Origin of the sequence: Tardiphaga sp. P9-11 (genome assembly GCF_008329525.1) — a bacterium.
Classification (GTDB): Bacteria; Pseudomonadota; Alphaproteobacteria; order Rhizobiales; family Xanthobacteraceae; genus Tardiphaga.
Map to the genome: position 1 here is coordinate 306,626 of NZ_NPKQ01000003.1, position 14,497 is coordinate 321,122.

Genomic DNA, 14,497 nt, shown 5'->3' on the forward strand with positions numbered 1-14,497 from the left:
TGGGCAGTGGGCACGATGGCTTCAGGATTCAGACCGACATATTGGGCGCTCGTCGCAGCGCTCGGCGGGATTGTGCTGGCCTCTCAGGCTCACGCGCAGAATCCGTGGCGCGGCCTCGTCGATCTTGCGCCGCCTCCCGGTGAGATTGAGCCGGTCGATAGCACCGCCATTTCCCCTGCCGACGTACCGGAACCTGACTGGAGTCTGCTAAACGCCGACGATTCGCCGACGGCAAAGGCATCGCTCCGTGAGAAGCGCTCCTCGCTGATCGTCGGCAGCCCGTCGTCCAGCTGGACGTCCAACGACAACAACGGCGCGTCGGCACTCTCGGTCAGGCAATCGGTCACGCCATTCTGGGATACCCGCGTCGGCGCCGACATCAATGTGGCGCGACAGACTGCGCCTCGCAGCGCGGCTGATGCCTATCGCAATCAATTCGGGGACGGCACGGCGCAGGCCCAATCAGGCGGCACCGCCTGGGCGGCAGCGACTGCCCCCGGCGTGGGTTCGATCTGGGACAAGACAGCAATCGAAGCGCGCGTCGATCCGAGTGCAGATCAGACCAAACTGGGCACCTCGCTCAGCAAGTCGGTACCCATTGCCGGCGACCAGTATTCACTGACGCTGCAGAGCGGCTACAACGTGATCCAGCAAGGCAGTATCCCGGCCATCGGCTACAACGGCCGCCCGACGCGCAGCTATGAAACCGATCAACTCGCGCGCTTCAACATTACCGATACCGGCACAAGCTTCATCGCCGGACAATCGCTCGCAACCACCGACGACAAATGGCTGCGCAAATTCGGCGCCGAGCAGAAGCTGTTTGGCGGCGTGAACGTCTCCGGATCGATCAGCGAGACCGTTCAGGGCGTGACCAACAAGACGTTCTCGGCCGGCTTCAAGCATAGTTGGTAAAGTAAGTTTTAATAAACTTTGCCAGAGGATTGTCGGCAAAGATCGGCGCCCTGCCGCATATTCGCCGCGATCTCGTCAAAATCCACTGCGCAGATGGACACGTAAATTTGTCGTGCGGGGGACCGCGCTCGCTCACTGTGAAGTTCACTTCACACAAACAAGGAAGAGCTGATGAGTGCCATTCGTTCAGAACAGACGGAAGCCAAAGATGACGACAGCAACCTCGCCGCTGTGTCTGAAGTCGAAGCGGGTATCCGCGACTTCGTCCGCAACGATATCGCTTACCTCCGTCGTCCGGTGCCTGGCATGGTGAACAATTCAAGCGAAACCACCAGCGCTACCGAAGCGCCGCTGGAAGCCACCACCGAAGCGACCGTGAACAGCGTCAACTCGCTGATCCAGCGCGTCGCCGGCACCTCGCTCGGCGAGATCGAGAAGCTGGTTTCCGAACTGGAGAGCCTGCGCGACCTGCTTCACGCCGAAGGCCAGCGCGTTCAGCGTGAGATCTCCGGCTACGCCCAGCTCAGCCAGGCCGCGATGAAGTCAACCCGCCTGATTGCCGACAATGTCGCGCAGTGGAAGCGCACCGCTGACGGCCTGCGTCACGACTGATCGGCACCAGACCGACCGGATCAAAAGCCGCCGTCCGAAAGGGCGGCGGCTTTTTCGTGCGCATTTCAATTGAACTTTATTGGTTCCGTTCCCGACCAACGGTTACGCAGCACCTGTGAACTGCTCTGGGGGAATTGATTCGTGGAGACCATTCGGCCGAACAACACCGATCCGATTCCGGCGCGCAGCAGCGCACCCAGGATGGGGACCATTATCTTGCGTTTTGTCGGGTTGCTGTTGGTGGCCGTGGCGCTGCTCGCCTGGGCCTGGAGCCGCTGAGGCCGCAATCATCGACCTTACTCACGAAAAAACCCGCGCAGTTCGGCGCGGGTCTGGTTAGCAAATCGTAAAATTTACTGGCTGACGACGGCGCTGCTCTCGAGCGTATAGGCGCCATCGGCATAACCCTTGACCACCATGCAAGTGGCCAGCATCACCGCAAGCGTTACGCTCGCAAAGATGAAGCCCACGAATTTCAGTCCGGTACGGTCAGCCATTGTCGTCCCCAAATAGTCCTGCAACGTCGTCTCGGTCGCCATATGCGTGAGTCGCAGATCACGCTCACAAGGTTCAGAACCCCTTAACAGAGATCGGGTTCCATCGATAAAAGTTGAAATGGTTAAGCCGTGTCGCCCCGTTGCGGCAGGAAAACCGAACCGAGGAAGCTATAGACCTCCTCACCGCGCTGATTAACGGCAACGTTCTTCGACTGCAAGATGCCCCAGCCCGGACGTGTGGCCGTCGCGCGCACAGAAACGACCTCGCTGCTATAAGTCAGGGTATCGTCGGCGAGAACAGGCCGGATCCAACGCAGATCACGAAAGCCGGGCGATGGCCCGCCGACCGGAGGCTCTTCGCCACGCGCCTCGGCTTCCGCCTTGGCGCGCTGGCCGTCGGCCACCAGCAACTTCATGCACACCGACGCGACATGCCAACCCGACGCAGCGAGACCGCCGAACAGCGATTTGCGGCCGGCCTCTTCATCGAGATGGAATGGCTGCGGATCGAATTGCTCGGCAAACGCCTTGATCGACTCCGCCGTAAACGTGAACGATCCGAGCTCGCGGCGCATACCGATTTGGATGTCTTCCAGATAGCGCATGCAGTGCCCCTAGTTCCCGGACGCGGGTTCGCGCCGCCCGATCATGATCGGGGTGATCATCTCGGAAATCGTCTGCCCCTTGGCATTGCGTGTGCTGAACTTGAATTTGACGATGCCCAAGGTCGGCCGGCTTTGCGATGCGCGCGCCTCGATTACTTCGACATCCAGCGTCAGATCGTCGCCCGGGCGAAACGGCGCGAGCCATCGCATCTGATCCACCCCCGGCGAGCCCATCGATGCGGTTCCGTGCAGAAATCCGTCATAGATCATCCGCATCATCAGCGAGCACATGTGCCAGCCGGAGCCGGAAAGTCCTTTGAGCATCGACGCCTTTGCCGCAACTTCATCGAGATGCATCGGCTGCGGATCGTATTCTCGCGCGTAGGCGATAATCTCGTCGCGCGTAATATGGCGCGGCCCGAAGGTCCCGAAGTGGCCGGGCTTAAAATCTTCAAATGTCAGGGTCATAATGCGAAATGCCGTCGAGGAAGCCTGATTGTGGCCGTTATTTGCAGCAATCTCAACCCGGTCGCTTGCATGGCTTTCCCGCGATCCTGCCCGTCAATGTGGTCGGGCCGGGATATTTGAAGCCGTTTCTCGATGCAATTGAATTTGTCACTCATCTACACGGCGGGGGATTTCACCGATGTTCGAATTTCGGGATTTGTTTCAGTGGGACCGTTTCATTACGCCCACCATCATCAAGACGTTCTACTGGCTCGTGATCGCACTGATCATCCTGTTCGGCATTTCCGGTATCTTTTCGGGTCTCGCCGCAATGGCCATCAGCCCGTTCGGCGGTTTCGTCCTCGTGATGTCGAGCCTCGCCAGCGTGATCGTCGGAATCATCTTCGCACGCATTGCGGCTGAGTTCGTTCTGATCGTGTTCCGTATTAACGAACATCTCGGCGCGATACGCGACCAGGGGCAGACGCTGGGTCAGCACCAGCAGTATTGAGTGCTTGAGCCCCGCTCCTCGGTCATGTGAGGAGCGGGGCAGGACGCTTAGGTATTGAACCGGAAATGCAGCACGTCGCCGTCGGCGACGACATATTCCTTGCCTTCCAGTCGTAGCTTGCCACCATCGCGTGCGCCGGCTTCACCGCCGAGCCTGACATAGTCGTCATACCCGATGGTTTCTGCGCGGATGAAGCCCTTCTCGAAATCCGTGTGGATCACGGCCGCTGCCTGCGGAGCCTTGGTGCCCTTGGTGATGGTCCAGGCGCGCGCTTCCTTGGGGCCTACGGTGAAATAGGTGATGAGGTGCAGCAGCGTATAACCGGCTCGGATCAGCTTATCGAGACCGGCTTCTTCGAGACCGAGCGTATCGAGAAATTCGGTGCGCTCTTCGCGGGACAGCGTCGCGATTTCGGATTCGATCTTGGCTGAGATCGCGACCGCGACGGCGCCTTCTTTCGCGGCGTGCTCCGCAACCCGCTGCGAGTATTCATTGCCTGTTCCGGCAGAGCCTTCTTCGACGTTGCAGACATAAAGAACAGGCTTGGAAGTCAGCAGGCCGAGCATGCCGAAGGCACGTTCTTCCTCGGGCTTGCGCTCAAGAAAACGCGTCGGCTTGCCGTCGCGCAGCAGCACCAAAGCGCGTTGGACCAGATCGAGCTGTTCCTTGGCGTCCTTGTCGTTGCCCTTGGCCTTCTTGGTGAGGTTGTCGATGCGCTTCTCGCAGGAATCCAGATCGGCCAGCATCAGCTCGGTCTCGATGATCTCGATGTCGGCGAGCGGATCGATCTTGCCTTCGACGTGGGTGATGTCGTCATCGATGAAGCAACGCACCACATGAGCGACGGCATCGACTTCGCGGATGGTGGCGAGGAACTGGTTACCCAGGCCTTCGCCCTTCGATGCGCCCTTCACCAGGCCCGCGATGTCCACGAAGGTCAGGCGCGTCGGAATGATTTGCTGCGACTTGCCGATCTCGGACAGCTTGTCTAGCCGCTTGTCCGGCACCGCGACTTCACCGACATTCGGCTCGATGGTGCAGAACGGATAGTTCGCGGCCTGCGCCGCGGCGGTTTCGGTGAGCGCATTGAACAGCGTCGATTTGCCGACATTCGGCAGCCCGACGATCCCGCATTTGAATCCCATGACCCTGTCCTAATTCTTCGACGGCTTCTCAGCGGAGCCGTTGTCGTCCTTCGACGTGAAACCCTTGGCCTGCATCGTCAGATGCACCTTGTTCTGAAACGACGAGTCCTGACCACCGACCAGCATGCCCACATGGTCGGTCACCGCATCGTTGAACGCTTCGAGCTGCGGCCGTTCGGCCTTGGCGAAATCGCTCAGCACGTGATTATGCACCAGCTCCTTTGCACCGGGATGTCCGATGCCGAGGCGAACGCGCCGATAATCGTTGCCGATATGCGCGGAGATCGAGCGCAGACCGTTATGTCCGGCGATGCCGCCGCCGATCTTCACACGCACTTTGGCGAATGGCAGTTCGAGCTCGTCGTGAAACACGGCGATATCGCCGAGTGAAATCTTCAAATAGGCCGACGCTTCCTGCACCGAACGGCCGGAGTCGTTCATGAAGGTCATGGGCTTCAACAGGACGACGCGTTCGCCGTCCAGCGTGCCTTCGGAGGTCTCGCCCTGAAAGCGACGGCGCCACGGTCCAAAACCGTGACGCCGCGCGATGTCGTCGAGAACCATGAACCCGATATTGTGCCGGTTGCCCTGGTATTTCGCACCAGGGTTTCCGAGGCCAACAAAGAGAAGCATGACGCGGAGCTCCGCGCCGGATTACTTCTTCTTCGCCGGAGCGGCGGCAGCGGCCGGAGCCTTTGCACCAGCGGCAGGCGCCTTGGCGCCGGCAGCCGGAGCCTTGGCACCCGCAGCGGCAGGAGCCGCAGCGGCAGCCGCAGGGGTCGCAGCTTCTTCACCGTAGCCCGACGGCGGCACGATGGTGACCAGCGTCAGGTCGGCATCGCGCGCCAGCGTCTTCACGCCCTTCGGCAGAACAACGTCGGTGATGTGCAGCGACGTGCCGATATCGAGCTGGCCGACATCAACTTCGAGGAACTGCGGAATGCTCTCGGCTTCGGCTTCCAGTTCGATCGTGTGGGTCACGATGTTGATGGTGCCGCCACGCTTCACGCCCGGAGCGCCTTCAGCACCCTTGATGTGCAGTGGAACGCTGACGCGGATGGTCGCGCCTTCGCCGAGGCGGAGGAAGTCGACGTGGAGCGGGAAGTCCTTGACCGGGTCGAGGTGGAAGTCGCGCGGAATCACGCGGTGCTTCTTGCCCTCGAGTTCGATGTCGTAAATCGTTGTGAGAAACCGGCCTGCCAGAATGCGCTGACGCAGTTCGGCATCATTCACCGAAATCGCCACCGGGGGCTTGTTGTCACCATAGATCACTCCGGGCACTCGGCCGGCGCGACGCTCTGCCCGTGCGGCCCCCTTGCCGCCGACCGGACGTGAGGTCGCCTTCAATTCCTTGACGGTCGCCATCGTTTAAGTCCTTGTTTTCTAAAAGTTAAAGGCCGCAATGCGGCCCGTTTTCACGCTGCAGCAAGCCTCCAGGGGTGCGGGGGCTGCGGACGTGGGCGGCTTCTACCGCCGAAACGTCAAAAAGACAAGGAAATGACAGGCTTTTTCTTCGTCTACGGAGCCCTTCCAGGGGCCTATTTTGGCCATCTGTGCGCAGGCCGCCTATATCCGGCGCGCCGTGCGGGCCACCCCGGCTTCCACTCAGCCGCCGAGTTTGGCTTCCAGCGCCGCGATCCGGGTCTTCAGCGCCTCGTTCTCCTCGCGGGCGAGCCGGGCCATATCCTTGACCGCCTCGAACTCCTCGCGCTTCACGATATCGAGGTCGCGGAGGATTTTCTCAGCCTGGTTGCGCACAACCGTATCAACCTCGCGCTTGACGCCTTGGGCGGCGCCGGCGGCATCGTTCATCAGGCGGCCGATCTCGTCGAAGAACCGATTATTGGTCTGGGTCATGGCAAGAACTCCGGTCGGATGAACAAACACGTGGGATTAAGTTGTAGATCGACAATGGCGATCCCGGCCGCGCAGTTCAAGTATCGCCTGCGTTTCGCGTTCACAACTGCAGAAGTCCCTCAATTCGTCACAAGCCAATGCTTTACTGGCGGCATCGGGAGCCGTAAGCCCACCACATGCCATTCCTGACCATCGCCTTCCCCGTTTTCGATCCGATCGCCATTGCGCTCGGTCCGATTGTTATTCGCTGGTACGCGCTGGCCTATATCGGCGGCATCGTGCTCGGCTGGATTTATGCCCGCGCACTGATCAAGAGCACGAGACTGTGGGGCGGCCCCTCGCCGATCTCGCTACTGGATTTCGACGACTTCATCCTGTGGGTGACGATCGGCATCATTGTCGGCGGCCGCACCGGTTATGTGCTGTTCTACAATCTGGATTTCTTCATTGCCCATCCCGCCGAGATCCTGGAGCTATGGAAGGGCGGCATGTCGTTCCATGGCGGCTTCATGGGCTGCGTCTTTGCCGTGTTCCTGTTCTGCTGGAAGCGCGGCCTATCGATCCTCTCGCTCGGCGACATCACCTGCGCGGTTGGCCCGATCGGGCTGCTGCTGGGGCGCCTCGCCAATTTCATCAACAGTGAATTGTGGGGCCGGCATGCCGACGCTAGCGTGCCATGGGCAATGGTGTTTCCCAATGGCGGGCCGTTGCCGCGCCATCCCAGCCAGCTCTATGAAGCCGGGCTTGAGGGAATCTTTCTGTTTCTCATTCTCGCGCTGATGATCCGGGCCGGCGCGCTGAAGCGACCCGGCCTGATCCTCGGCGCCTTCATCTTTTTTTATGCGCTGGCGCGTATTACGGGAGAATTCTTCCGCGAGCCGGACCCGCAGCTGGGATTTTTGTGGGGCGGGCTCACCATGGGCATGTTGCTCTCGGTGCCAATGATATTTGTGGGACTCGTTTTGATGGTGCGCGCCTGGCGAAAGCCGCAGGCACCGCTCGAAGAGAGTCCGGGCAAGAAGGCCTGATGTGACCGACCAATCGCCGCTGCAAGATGAAATCAAACGCCTGATCAAGTCCACCGGACCGATGCCGGTGTGGCGCTACATGCAGCTATGCCTGACCCATCCGCAACACGGCTACTACATTTCGCGCGATCCGCTCGGCCGCGAGGGTGACTTCACCACATCGCCGGAAGTCAGCCAGATGTTCGGCGAACTGCTGGGCCTGTGGTCGGCTTCGGTCTGGCGGGCCATGGGCGCGCCGCCCTTCGTGCACCTGATCGAACTCGGCCCCGGACGCGGCACCATGATGGCCGATGCGCTACGCGCATTGCGCGTGCTGCCGCCGCTATATCAGGCGCTGAACGTGCATCTCGTCGAGATCAATCCGGTGTTGCGCGAAAAGCAGAAGGCGACACTGTCAGGTGCCCGCAACATCACCTGGCACGACAGTATCGAGACCGTACCGGCGGGCCCGTCGATCATCCTTGCCAATGAATATTTCGACGTCCTGCCGATCCATCAGGCCGTGAAGCGCGAAGGCGGCTGGCACGAGCGTATGGTGGAGATCGACAGCAATGGACAGCTGATGTTCAGCGCGGCGGCTGACCCACTGCCGCGTTTCGACGTGCTGGTGCCGCCACTGGTGCGCGCAGCCCCCGTCGGTGCCGTATTCGAATGGCGGCCCGATACCGAGATGATGAAGATCGCCAGTCGCGTGCGTGACGAAGGCGGCGCAGCCCTGATCATCGACTACGGCCATGTCCGCAGCGACGCGGGCGACACGCTGCAGGCAATTGCGCAGCACAGCTACGCCGATCCGTTGAAGAATCCGGGCCAGGCCGATATCACCGCGCATGTGGACTTCCAGGCGCTCGGCCGCGCGGCAGAGGATGTCGGTGCACGCGTGCATGGGCCGGTGACGCAGGGCGAATTCCTCAAGCGCCTCGGCATCGAGACACGCGCGCTGACGCTGATGGCCAAGGCCACGCCGGAAGTATCGGAAACGATCTCGGGTGCCCTGAAGCGCCTGATCGACGGCGGCCGCGGCGGCATGGGCTCGATGTTCAAGGTCGTCGGTATATCCGATCCCAGTATCGACACGCTGGTGGCGCTCAGTGACGACACCGGCATCGAGGCCCCTAAACCATGACATTCACATCGCCCTTGCTGTCAGCCATTCCCGGCCTGCGCCACGCGTTCTTCACGCGCGACGGCGGCGTCTCCGAAGGCATCTATGCCGGCCTCAATGGCGGGCTCGGATCGAACGACGATCCCGCGCATGTGGCGGAGAACCGCCGGCGTATGGCGGCGGAGATGGGCGTCGACCCGCTGCACTTCCTCACCGCCTATCAAATCCATTCACCCGACGTCGCGGTCGCCACAGCGCCATGGGATGGAGATTCGCGTCCGCGCGTCGATGCGATGGTGACGAAGGTCGAGGGTCTGGCGCTCGGCGTCACGACGGCCGATTGCGGACCGGTGCTGTTTGCCGATCCCAAGGCGCGCGTCATCGGTGCCGCCCATGCCGGCTGGAAGGGCGCCTTGACCGGCGTGCTCGAGACCACAATCGCGGAGATGGAAAAACTCGGCGCCGACCGTTCCGACATCGTGGTCGCAATCGGCCCACTGATCCGCCAGCCAAGCTACGAAGTCGGCGCCGAATTTGTCGAGCGCTTCACCCAGGCCGATGCCGGCTTTGCCCGCTTCTTCATTCCCTCGACCCGCGCCGGCCATGCCATGTTCGACCTCGGCGGATTCATCCGGACGCGGCTGGAGCGGGCCGGCATTACCATTATCGACGATACCGGCATCGATACCTATCCCGACGAGCGCCTGTTCAGCTATCGCCGCTCGGTGCACCGGAAAGAGCCGGATTACGGCCGCCAGATCCACTCGATTGTGCTGGAAGCCGAATAGCGGCGGCGGCGCGCCTCCCAGGCGCCGACAAGGCCATGCGGCCTTTTGACCAGCGGAGATGCTCCGCACGAGAGCCGCTAAAGTGCCCTTGACTCTCCACTGAGTGGAGGCCGCACAAGGCTCACATGAAACATCGAACCTACACGATTGGAGAAGCGTCCCGTCTGAGCGGAGTTTCGGTCAGACGGCTGCGGTTCTATTCCGACAAGGGGCTGCTGCCGCCTGCCGGGCGGACGGAGAGCGGCTACCGCGTCTTCACCGACGAAGAATTGGTGCGCCTCGATCTCATTCGCTGCCTGCGCGATGCAGGTCTTGGCCTCGACGCCATCCGCGAGGTGCTGTCTCGAGAATTTCCACTCGCCGACGCGCTGCGGATAAGACTTCGCGCGCTTGAGGCGGAAATTGCCTCGCAACGCCGCGTGGCTTCAGCGCTGCGTGCGGTTCTTCGATCCCCTGAACTGACTGAAGCTGACCTGAGGAGATACTGGACCATGATCAACCTGTCCCGCACCGAACGTCGCAACGTCATTGAACGTTTCTACAGTCAGGTGTCCCAAGATGTGCGCATTGATCCTGAATGGATGCGTCAGATGATCGAGGCCAGCACGCCGGAATTGCCGGATGACCCGACACCCGAGCAGTGCGATGCATGGATCGAACTTTCTGCAATCCTCGACGATCCGGGTTTCGTCGCCAACGTGCGCTCCAACGCAAAAGAAATCTGGGACGGCGCGGACTTCGATCTCAACGCCTGGCAGGCCGCCGCGGAGCCTTTCATGGAAAAAGCCAAGGACGCTGTCGCGCAAGGGTTTGGGCCGGGATCGGAGACAGCACACGAGCTTGCCCAGGAATGGCTGGAAACCTCCGCACGCGTAATGGGCCGCGCGCCGGACGACGATTACAAGGCATGGCTGCGCACCAGATACGCCGCACATGATTCCCGCTCGGTGCGCTATTGGGAACTTGTCGCGATCATGAAAGGCCAGCCGCCGCAGACCAGCCCCAACCAGGAATGGAACTGGATCATCGACGCCATGAAGCATCATCTCGCAGAATAAAGTCGCGGCGGGGCTAGGATTTAGCTCAAATTCGAGCCAGCGCAGACCGGGTCTGAAAACCCAGTTCACAGCCTGCCCTAGACCTTAACGCATTTTAACGATATCGCTCGACCTGTCTGGAGCCGCTTGCGGCGAACGGACGGAAGTCGGGACGCCCTATGCGATTTTCTGCCCTTACCGATCGAGCCAGACCGCGCCTGATCCAGGCTGCGCTGTCGCTGACCGTAGCGTTCGGGCTTGCCGGTTGCGCCAATGTCCCCAATTCGGGCGGCGCCATGAATGCGCAAGCCAGCCTTTCTGCCGCCTCCGGCCCAACGGTCGCATTCGAATCCATCGACGGGCCGCCGCCGCAGGTCTTCGACCGCATGGTCAACCTTCTGGATAGTGAGGCACGCCTGCGCAACCTTGCGGTTGTATCCCGCAAGGACAGCGCCGCCTTCCGGGTCCGCAGCTATCTCTCCGCGCAGGTTCGCAGCGGTCAGACCTCGATCGCCTGGGTCTGGGACGTCTATGACCGCGACCAGAATCGCGCTTTGCGCCTGACCGGCGAGGAACGGACCGGAAAGGGTGGTCGCGACGCCTGGGCCACCGCCGATGACCTCGTTCTGCGCCGGATCGCTCAGGCGGGGCTCACCGGCCTTAATGGCATGATCAACGGTACCACGCCCGACGATCAGGCGCCGGCTTCTGCGCCGCGTGGCAACGGACCTGCTATCGCCAGCGCCTACGAATTGCCCGTGCAGGCCACCGCATTTGCCGAGACGCGCTAACTTCAGCACGCGTTAAGCAGAGGCCCGTTTTTACGCAGGAAAACAGCGGCCCACGGGTTGCCAGCGGGCCGCCGTCCTTGATATCACCTCGCTCAGCTAGACGAGTTCTTGTGGGTAATCCGATATGCTGAACGTTGTATCCACCAAGCCGCGGGGAGACGCGTCGATGTCGGCCAAGAACGGCTCCATCAAACTGGTCGCCGGCAATTCCAATCCGGTTCTGGCGGCCGAAATCGCGGCATGGCTCGAACTGCCGCTGACCAAGGCCAATGTCCGGCGCTTCGCCGACATGGAAATCTTCGTCGAGATCCAGGAAAACGTTCGCGGCTCGGATGTCTTCGTCATTCAGTCGACTTCATTTCCGGTCAACGACCATCTGATGGAATTGCTGATCGTCACCGACGCGCTGCGCCGCGCGTCCGCACGCCGCATCACCGCGGTGATTCCGTATTTCGGTTACGCCCGGCAGGACCGCAAGGTGGGCTCGCGCTCGCCGATTTCAGCCAAGCTGGTCGCCAATATGATCACCCATGCGGGCGTCGACCGCGTCATGACGCTCGACCTGCATGCAGGGCAGATCCAGGGCTTCTTCGACATTCCCACCGACAATCTCTTTGCCTCGCCGGTGATGGTGCGCGACATCAAGGAGAAGTTTGACCTCGATAATGTGATGGTGGTATCGCCGGACGTCGGCGGTGTGGCGCGCGCCCGTGGCCTCGCCAAGCGCATCAACACGCCGCTGGCGATCGTCGACAAGCGCCGCGAACGCGCCGGTGAATCCGAAGTGATGAACGTGATCGGCGACGTCGCCGGCTATACCTGCATTCTGATCGACGACATCGTCGATTCCGGCGGCACGCTGGTCAACGCCGCCGATGCGTTGCTCGCCAATGGCGCCAAGGACGTCTACGCCTATCTCACCCACGGCGTGCTGTCCGGCGGCGCAGCGGCGCGCATCACCAATTCGAAGCTCAAGGAACTGGTGATTACGGACTCGATTCAACCGACCGAAGCCGTGATCAAGTCGCCGAACATCCGCACGCTGTCGATCGCATCCCTGATCGGGGAAGCGATCGGCCGCACGGCAGCGGAAGAGTCAGTGTCGAGCCTGTTCGACTAAAGCTCGCATTCTTCAATCCGTAGGATAGGTAGAGCGAAGCGAAACCCATCACTCGAAGACAAGACGATGGGTTTCGCGAAGACGCTCTACCCATCCGACAAGACCCCCTACACGATCCCCGCCGCCACCTGCCCGCGCAGACGCTCCAGACTCAGCAACGTCTCGGCGCAGGCCGCAGCAACCTTCAGGCCGCTCTCCGCAAAGTGCTTGCGGAAGAATGCCGCGCTCTCTTCCGTCTCACGGAAATCCTCTGGCGCCGTCACGGCCGAGAACACCGGGATCTCGGTACGTAGTTGCACATCCATCAGCGCACGGATGACGGTGTCTGCTACAAAGCCGCGGGTACCGCTGTCGACCACCAGGCCGGCCGCGACGATCGCTGTGTAGCGCCGCGTCTTGGCCAGCACCTGCACATGCAGCGGGATCTCGAACGAGCCAGGCACTTCGAACAGATCAACCTGCGACGGGCTGATATGGCGCGCCTCTATTTCGCTCAGAAATGCCTCCCAACAGGGCGCAACCATGTCGCGATGCCAGGACGACTGCACGAAGGCGACGCGCTGCGGCTTGGCAAAGCGCGGGTGTTGCTGGACTGCGGATGACTCGGAGGTCGTGTCGTTCATGGCCTGATACTTTCGTTATGGCCAAACTATGCCGAAACCGAACCAACCCAGCAAGGCCGTCCAGAGGCTGTATCGGGGCCCAACAGGACTCTTGCGAGGCTGGGAAAGCCTGCATGCCCCGCGGCGGAATCAATAGTTACCTCTAACCGGACTCGCGGCACGCGAGGGCGCACCGCACAGACTCGCAATCCGAGAATCCGATTCCGGTTTGTTCTCATTGCGACGAGATGACCTGTGGATGAGGGGTTGTTTGGTTGTGGATGGATTCGTGGTGCCGTTGCGCAGATTCAGCAAATCACATCACTTCAAACTCGCAAGGTCTGGATGAATAGAACTTGCAGCCTGCAGCGACGCTCCGACATTTTCGCGTACCGGCCAGCTGTTTGCATCATCACATTTCAAGAGCAAGGTCGCGACGGCATGTCACTCCTCGAAAGCACTATCGATTCACGGCTCAACCCGCTCGCGGTTGTCGAGGATATTGCCGCTGATCATAACTGGGCGTTTGAGCGCTCGGGCGAAGACGAAGTCACAATTGTTTCCAAAGGTGACTGGATCGATTACCAACTCTCCTTCACCTGGATGAACGAAATCGAAGCGCTGCATCTGGCCTGCGCCTTCGACATGAAGATTCCACCCGCACGCCGCGCCGAAGTGCAGCGCCTGATCGCCATGATCAACGAACAGATGTGGGTCGGTCATTTCGATATCTGGACTCACTCAGGCATGGTGATGTACCGGCAGGCACTGGTGCTACCGGATGGTCTCATCGCGACGACTGCGCAATGCGAAGCCATGCTGGTCTCGGCGATCCATTCCTGCGAGCGCTACTATCCAGCGTTGCAGTTCGTGGTATGGGCCGGCAAGACCGCGGCCGAAGCAATGTCTGCCGCGATGTTTGATACAGCCGGCGAAGCATGACCAGCGTTCCCGTCATCACCGTGCCGGATGCGCCCGGTGAAGCGGAACGTCTGGTCGTCGCCAATGCCTTGCTGGCCTACAATACCAAGACGGTCGGACCGAACAATCACCAGCCGCTCTCGATCCTGATCCACGATCCCGCGACCGGCGAACCGATCGGCGGCATCTGGGGCAAGACGGCGTTCAATTGGTGTTTTGTCGAGCTGTTCGTCGTGCCCGAGCAGTTCCGCGGCCAGGATATCGGTTCGAAGATCCTCGCCAAGGCTGAAGAAATCGCGCGCGAGCGCGGCTGCATCGGTCTGTGGCTCGACACCTACTGGTTTCAGGCGCGCAGCTTCTACGAGAAGCGGGGCTATGAAGTATTCGGTGAAATCCCAGACTATCCGCGCGGCGGCCCGCGCTACTTCCTGAAAAAGAGCTTCATCTAGGTCCGTTCAGGCTGTGCAGCCTGCCCCGCAATGATATGGTCCCGGCCGTTCTGACAGCCGGGATTTT

20 protein-coding genes are annotated in these 14,497 nt (G+C 61.0%); 12 read left to right on the forward strand and 8 right to left on the reverse strand.

The window, feature by feature from the left end:
• Positions 1-15 precede the first annotated feature (15 nt).
• The 3 genes from CIW50_RS14110 to CIW50_RS29060 all read left to right on the forward strand — a co-directional run bounded on the left by CIW50_RS14110 (position 16) and on the right by CIW50_RS29060 (position 1,806).
• Positions 16-915: a hypothetical protein gene (locus CIW50_RS14110; RefSeq protein ID WP_149531867.1), complete on the forward strand. Its 900-nt coding sequence runs from the start codon at positions 16-18 to the stop codon at positions 913-915.
• Between the two features lie 171 nt (positions 916-1,086).
• Positions 1,087-1,527: a hypothetical protein gene (locus CIW50_RS14115; RefSeq protein WP_116663831.1), complete on the forward strand. Its 441-nt coding sequence runs from the start codon at positions 1,087-1,089 to the stop codon at positions 1,525-1,527.
• Between the two features lie 141 nt (positions 1,528-1,668).
• Positions 1,669-1,806 carry a hypothetical protein gene (locus CIW50_RS29060; RefSeq protein WP_172980331.1) on the forward strand — a complete coding sequence of 46 codons (138 nt, stop codon included), beginning with the start codon at positions 1,669-1,671 and terminating at the stop codon, positions 1,804-1,806.
• A gap of 74 nt (positions 1,807-1,880) precedes the next feature.
• On the opposite strand, the gene CIW50_RS29065 is transcribed toward CIW50_RS29060, so the two are convergent.
• From CIW50_RS29065 to CIW50_RS14125, 3 genes are all read right to left on the reverse strand, one after another.
• On the reverse strand, positions 1,881-2,024 hold the full coding sequence (locus CIW50_RS29065; RefSeq protein ID WP_172980332.1) for a hypothetical protein: 144 nt from the start codon (positions 2,022-2,024) through the stop codon (positions 1,881-1,883).
• Between the two features lie 122 nt (positions 2,025-2,146).
• Positions 2,147-2,629: a MaoC family dehydratase gene (locus CIW50_RS14120; protein ID WP_149531868.1), complete on the reverse strand. Its 483-nt coding sequence runs from the start codon at positions 2,627-2,629 to the stop codon at positions 2,147-2,149.
• A gap of 9 nt (positions 2,630-2,638) precedes the next feature.
• A complete protein-coding gene (locus CIW50_RS14125) occupies positions 2,639-3,097 on the reverse strand; it encodes a MaoC family dehydratase (protein WP_149531869.1) in 459 nt (152 codons plus the stop codon).
• Positions 3,098-3,275: 178 nt separating this feature from the next.
• On the opposite strand from CIW50_RS14125, the gene CIW50_RS14130 reads away from it, so the two are divergent.
• Positions 3,276-3,587, forward strand: a complete 312-nt coding sequence (locus tag CIW50_RS14130; RefSeq protein ID WP_149531870.1) for a DUF4282 domain-containing protein — start codon at positions 3,276-3,278, stop codon at positions 3,585-3,587.
• A 47-nt stretch (positions 3,588-3,634) separates the two neighbouring features.
• Here CIW50_RS14130 and ychF read toward each other — a convergent pair whose 3' ends face one another.
• The 4 genes from ychF to CIW50_RS14150 form a co-directional block, all read right to left on the reverse strand.
• Positions 3,635-4,732, reverse strand: coding sequence for a redox-regulated ATPase YchF (gene ychF, locus CIW50_RS14135; protein ID WP_149531871.1), 1,098 nt, complete (start codon positions 4,730-4,732; stop codon positions 3,635-3,637).
• A 9-nt stretch (positions 4,733-4,741) separates the two neighbouring features.
• The gene (pth, locus tag CIW50_RS14140) at positions 4,742-5,365 is read right to left on the reverse strand and encodes an aminoacyl-tRNA hydrolase (protein ID WP_149531872.1); all 624 of its coding nucleotides are present in this window, start codon (positions 5,363-5,365) and stop codon (positions 4,742-4,744) included.
• Between the two features lie 21 nt (positions 5,366-5,386).
• On the reverse strand, positions 5,387-6,097 hold the full coding sequence (locus CIW50_RS14145) for a 50S ribosomal protein L25/general stress protein Ctc (RefSeq protein WP_068731165.1): 711 nt from the start codon (positions 6,095-6,097) through the stop codon (positions 5,387-5,389).
• A gap of 240 nt (positions 6,098-6,337) precedes the next feature.
• Positions 6,338-6,589, reverse strand: coding sequence for an accessory factor UbiK family protein (locus CIW50_RS14150; RefSeq protein WP_149531873.1), 252 nt, complete (start codon positions 6,587-6,589; stop codon positions 6,338-6,340).
• 176 nt (positions 6,590-6,765) lie between these two features.
• Here CIW50_RS14150 and lgt point away from each other — a divergent pair, with 176 nt between their 5' ends.
• The 6 genes from lgt to CIW50_RS14180 all read left to right on the forward strand — a co-directional run bounded on the left by lgt (position 6,766) and on the right by CIW50_RS14180 (position 12,458).
• Positions 6,766-7,617 carry a prolipoprotein diacylglyceryl transferase gene (gene lgt / locus CIW50_RS14155; protein WP_149531874.1) on the forward strand — a complete coding sequence of 284 codons (852 nt, stop codon included), beginning with the start codon at positions 6,766-6,768 and terminating at the stop codon, positions 7,615-7,617.
• A 1-nt stretch (position 7,618) separates the two neighbouring features.
• The gene (locus CIW50_RS14160; protein ID WP_149531875.1) at positions 7,619-8,743 is read left to right on the forward strand and encodes a class I SAM-dependent methyltransferase; all 1,125 of its coding nucleotides are present in this window, start codon (positions 7,619-7,621) and stop codon (positions 8,741-8,743) included.
• Positions 8,740-9,510: a peptidoglycan editing factor PgeF gene (pgeF, locus tag CIW50_RS14165; RefSeq protein ID WP_149531876.1), complete on the forward strand. Its 771-nt coding sequence runs from the start codon at positions 8,740-8,742 to the stop codon at positions 9,508-9,510. Before CIW50_RS14160 ends, pgeF begins: the two co-directional genes overlap by 4 nt.
• Positions 9,511-9,635: 125 nt before the next feature.
• Positions 9,636-10,568, forward strand: a complete 933-nt coding sequence (locus tag CIW50_RS14170) for a MerR family transcriptional regulator (protein WP_149531877.1) — start codon at positions 9,636-9,638, stop codon at positions 10,566-10,568.
• Between the two features lie 158 nt (positions 10,569-10,726).
• Positions 10,727-11,338, forward strand: coding sequence for a hypothetical protein (locus CIW50_RS14175; RefSeq protein ID WP_149531878.1), 612 nt, complete (start codon positions 10,727-10,729; stop codon positions 11,336-11,338).
• Between the two features lie 166 nt (positions 11,339-11,504).
• On the forward strand, positions 11,505-12,458 hold the full coding sequence (locus CIW50_RS14180) for a ribose-phosphate pyrophosphokinase (RefSeq protein ID WP_149532096.1): 954 nt from the start codon (positions 11,505-11,507) through the stop codon (positions 12,456-12,458).
• 107 nt (positions 12,459-12,565) lie between these two features.
• Here CIW50_RS14180 and CIW50_RS14185 read toward each other — a convergent pair whose 3' ends face one another.
• Positions 12,566-13,081 carry a 6,7-dimethyl-8-ribityllumazine synthase gene (locus CIW50_RS14185; protein ID WP_149531879.1) on the reverse strand — a complete coding sequence of 172 codons (516 nt, stop codon included), beginning with the start codon at positions 13,079-13,081 and terminating at the stop codon, positions 12,566-12,568.
• Between the two features lie 420 nt (positions 13,082-13,501).
• Between CIW50_RS14185 and CIW50_RS14190 the strand changes: the two genes are divergently transcribed.
• Positions 13,502-14,002 carry a type III secretion system chaperone family protein gene (locus tag CIW50_RS14190; protein WP_149532097.1) on the forward strand — a complete coding sequence of 167 codons (501 nt, stop codon included), beginning with the start codon at positions 13,502-13,504 and terminating at the stop codon, positions 14,000-14,002.
• Positions 13,999-14,430, forward strand: a complete 432-nt coding sequence (locus CIW50_RS14195; RefSeq protein ID WP_149531880.1) for a GNAT family N-acetyltransferase — start codon at positions 13,999-14,001, stop codon at positions 14,428-14,430. The genes CIW50_RS14190 and CIW50_RS14195 overlap by 4 nt, the downstream gene beginning before the upstream one ends.
• Positions 14,431-14,497 lie beyond the last annotated feature (67 nt).

Excerpts from the sequence above, each read along its gene's own strand:
- CIW50_RS14110 (WP_149531867.1), top strand. The coding sequence starts at position 16 with ATGGCTTCAGGATTCAGACCGACATATTGGGCGCTCGTCGCAGCGCTC.
- CIW50_RS14115 (WP_116663831.1), top strand. The coding sequence starts at position 1,087 with ATGAGTGCCATTCGTTCAGAACAGACGGAAGCCAAAGATGACGACAGC.
- CIW50_RS29065 (WP_172980332.1), bottom strand. The coding sequence starts at position 2,024 with ATGGCTGACCGTACCGGACTGAAATTCGTGGGCTTCATCTTTGCGAGC.
- CIW50_RS14120 (WP_149531868.1), bottom strand. The coding sequence starts at position 2,629 with ATGCGCTATCTGGAAGACATCCAAATCGGTATGCGCCGCGAGCTCGGA.
- CIW50_RS14125 (WP_149531869.1), bottom strand. The coding sequence starts at position 3,097 with ATGACCCTGACATTTGAAGATTTTAAGCCCGGCCACTTCGGGACCTTC.
- CIW50_RS14130 (WP_149531870.1), top strand. The coding sequence starts at position 3,276 with ATGTTCGAATTTCGGGATTTGTTTCAGTGGGACCGTTTCATTACGCCC.
- ychF (WP_149531871.1), bottom strand. The coding sequence starts at position 4,732 with ATGGGATTCAAATGCGGGATCGTCGGGCTGCCGAATGTCGGCAAATCG.
- pth (WP_149531872.1), bottom strand. The coding sequence starts at position 5,365 with ATGCTTCTCTTTGTTGGCCTCGGAAACCCTGGTGCGAAATACCAGGGC.
- CIW50_RS14145 (WP_068731165.1), bottom strand. The coding sequence starts at position 6,097 with ATGGCGACCGTCAAGGAATTGAAGGCGACCTCACGTCCGGTCGGCGGC.
- CIW50_RS14150 (WP_149531873.1), bottom strand. The coding sequence starts at position 6,589 with ATGACCCAGACCAATAATCGGTTCTTCGACGAGATCGGCCGCCTGATG.
- lgt (WP_149531874.1), top strand. The coding sequence starts at position 6,766 with ATGCCATTCCTGACCATCGCCTTCCCCGTTTTCGATCCGATCGCCATT.
- pgeF (WP_149531876.1), top strand. The coding sequence starts at position 8,740 with ATGACATTCACATCGCCCTTGCTGTCAGCCATTCCCGGCCTGCGCCAC.
- CIW50_RS14170 (WP_149531877.1), top strand. The coding sequence starts at position 9,636 with ATGAAACATCGAACCTACACGATTGGAGAAGCGTCCCGTCTGAGCGGA.
- CIW50_RS14175 (WP_149531878.1), top strand. The coding sequence starts at position 10,727 with ATGCGATTTTCTGCCCTTACCGATCGAGCCAGACCGCGCCTGATCCAG.
- CIW50_RS14180 (WP_149532096.1), top strand. The coding sequence starts at position 11,505 with ATGTCGGCCAAGAACGGCTCCATCAAACTGGTCGCCGGCAATTCCAAT.
- CIW50_RS14185 (WP_149531879.1), bottom strand. The coding sequence starts at position 13,081 with ATGAACGACACGACCTCCGAGTCATCCGCAGTCCAGCAACACCCGCGC.
- CIW50_RS14190 (WP_149532097.1), top strand. The coding sequence starts at position 13,502 with ATGTCACTCCTCGAAAGCACTATCGATTCACGGCTCAACCCGCTCGCG.
- CIW50_RS14195 (WP_149531880.1), top strand. The coding sequence starts at position 13,999 with ATGACCAGCGTTCCCGTCATCACCGTGCCGGATGCGCCCGGTGAAGCG.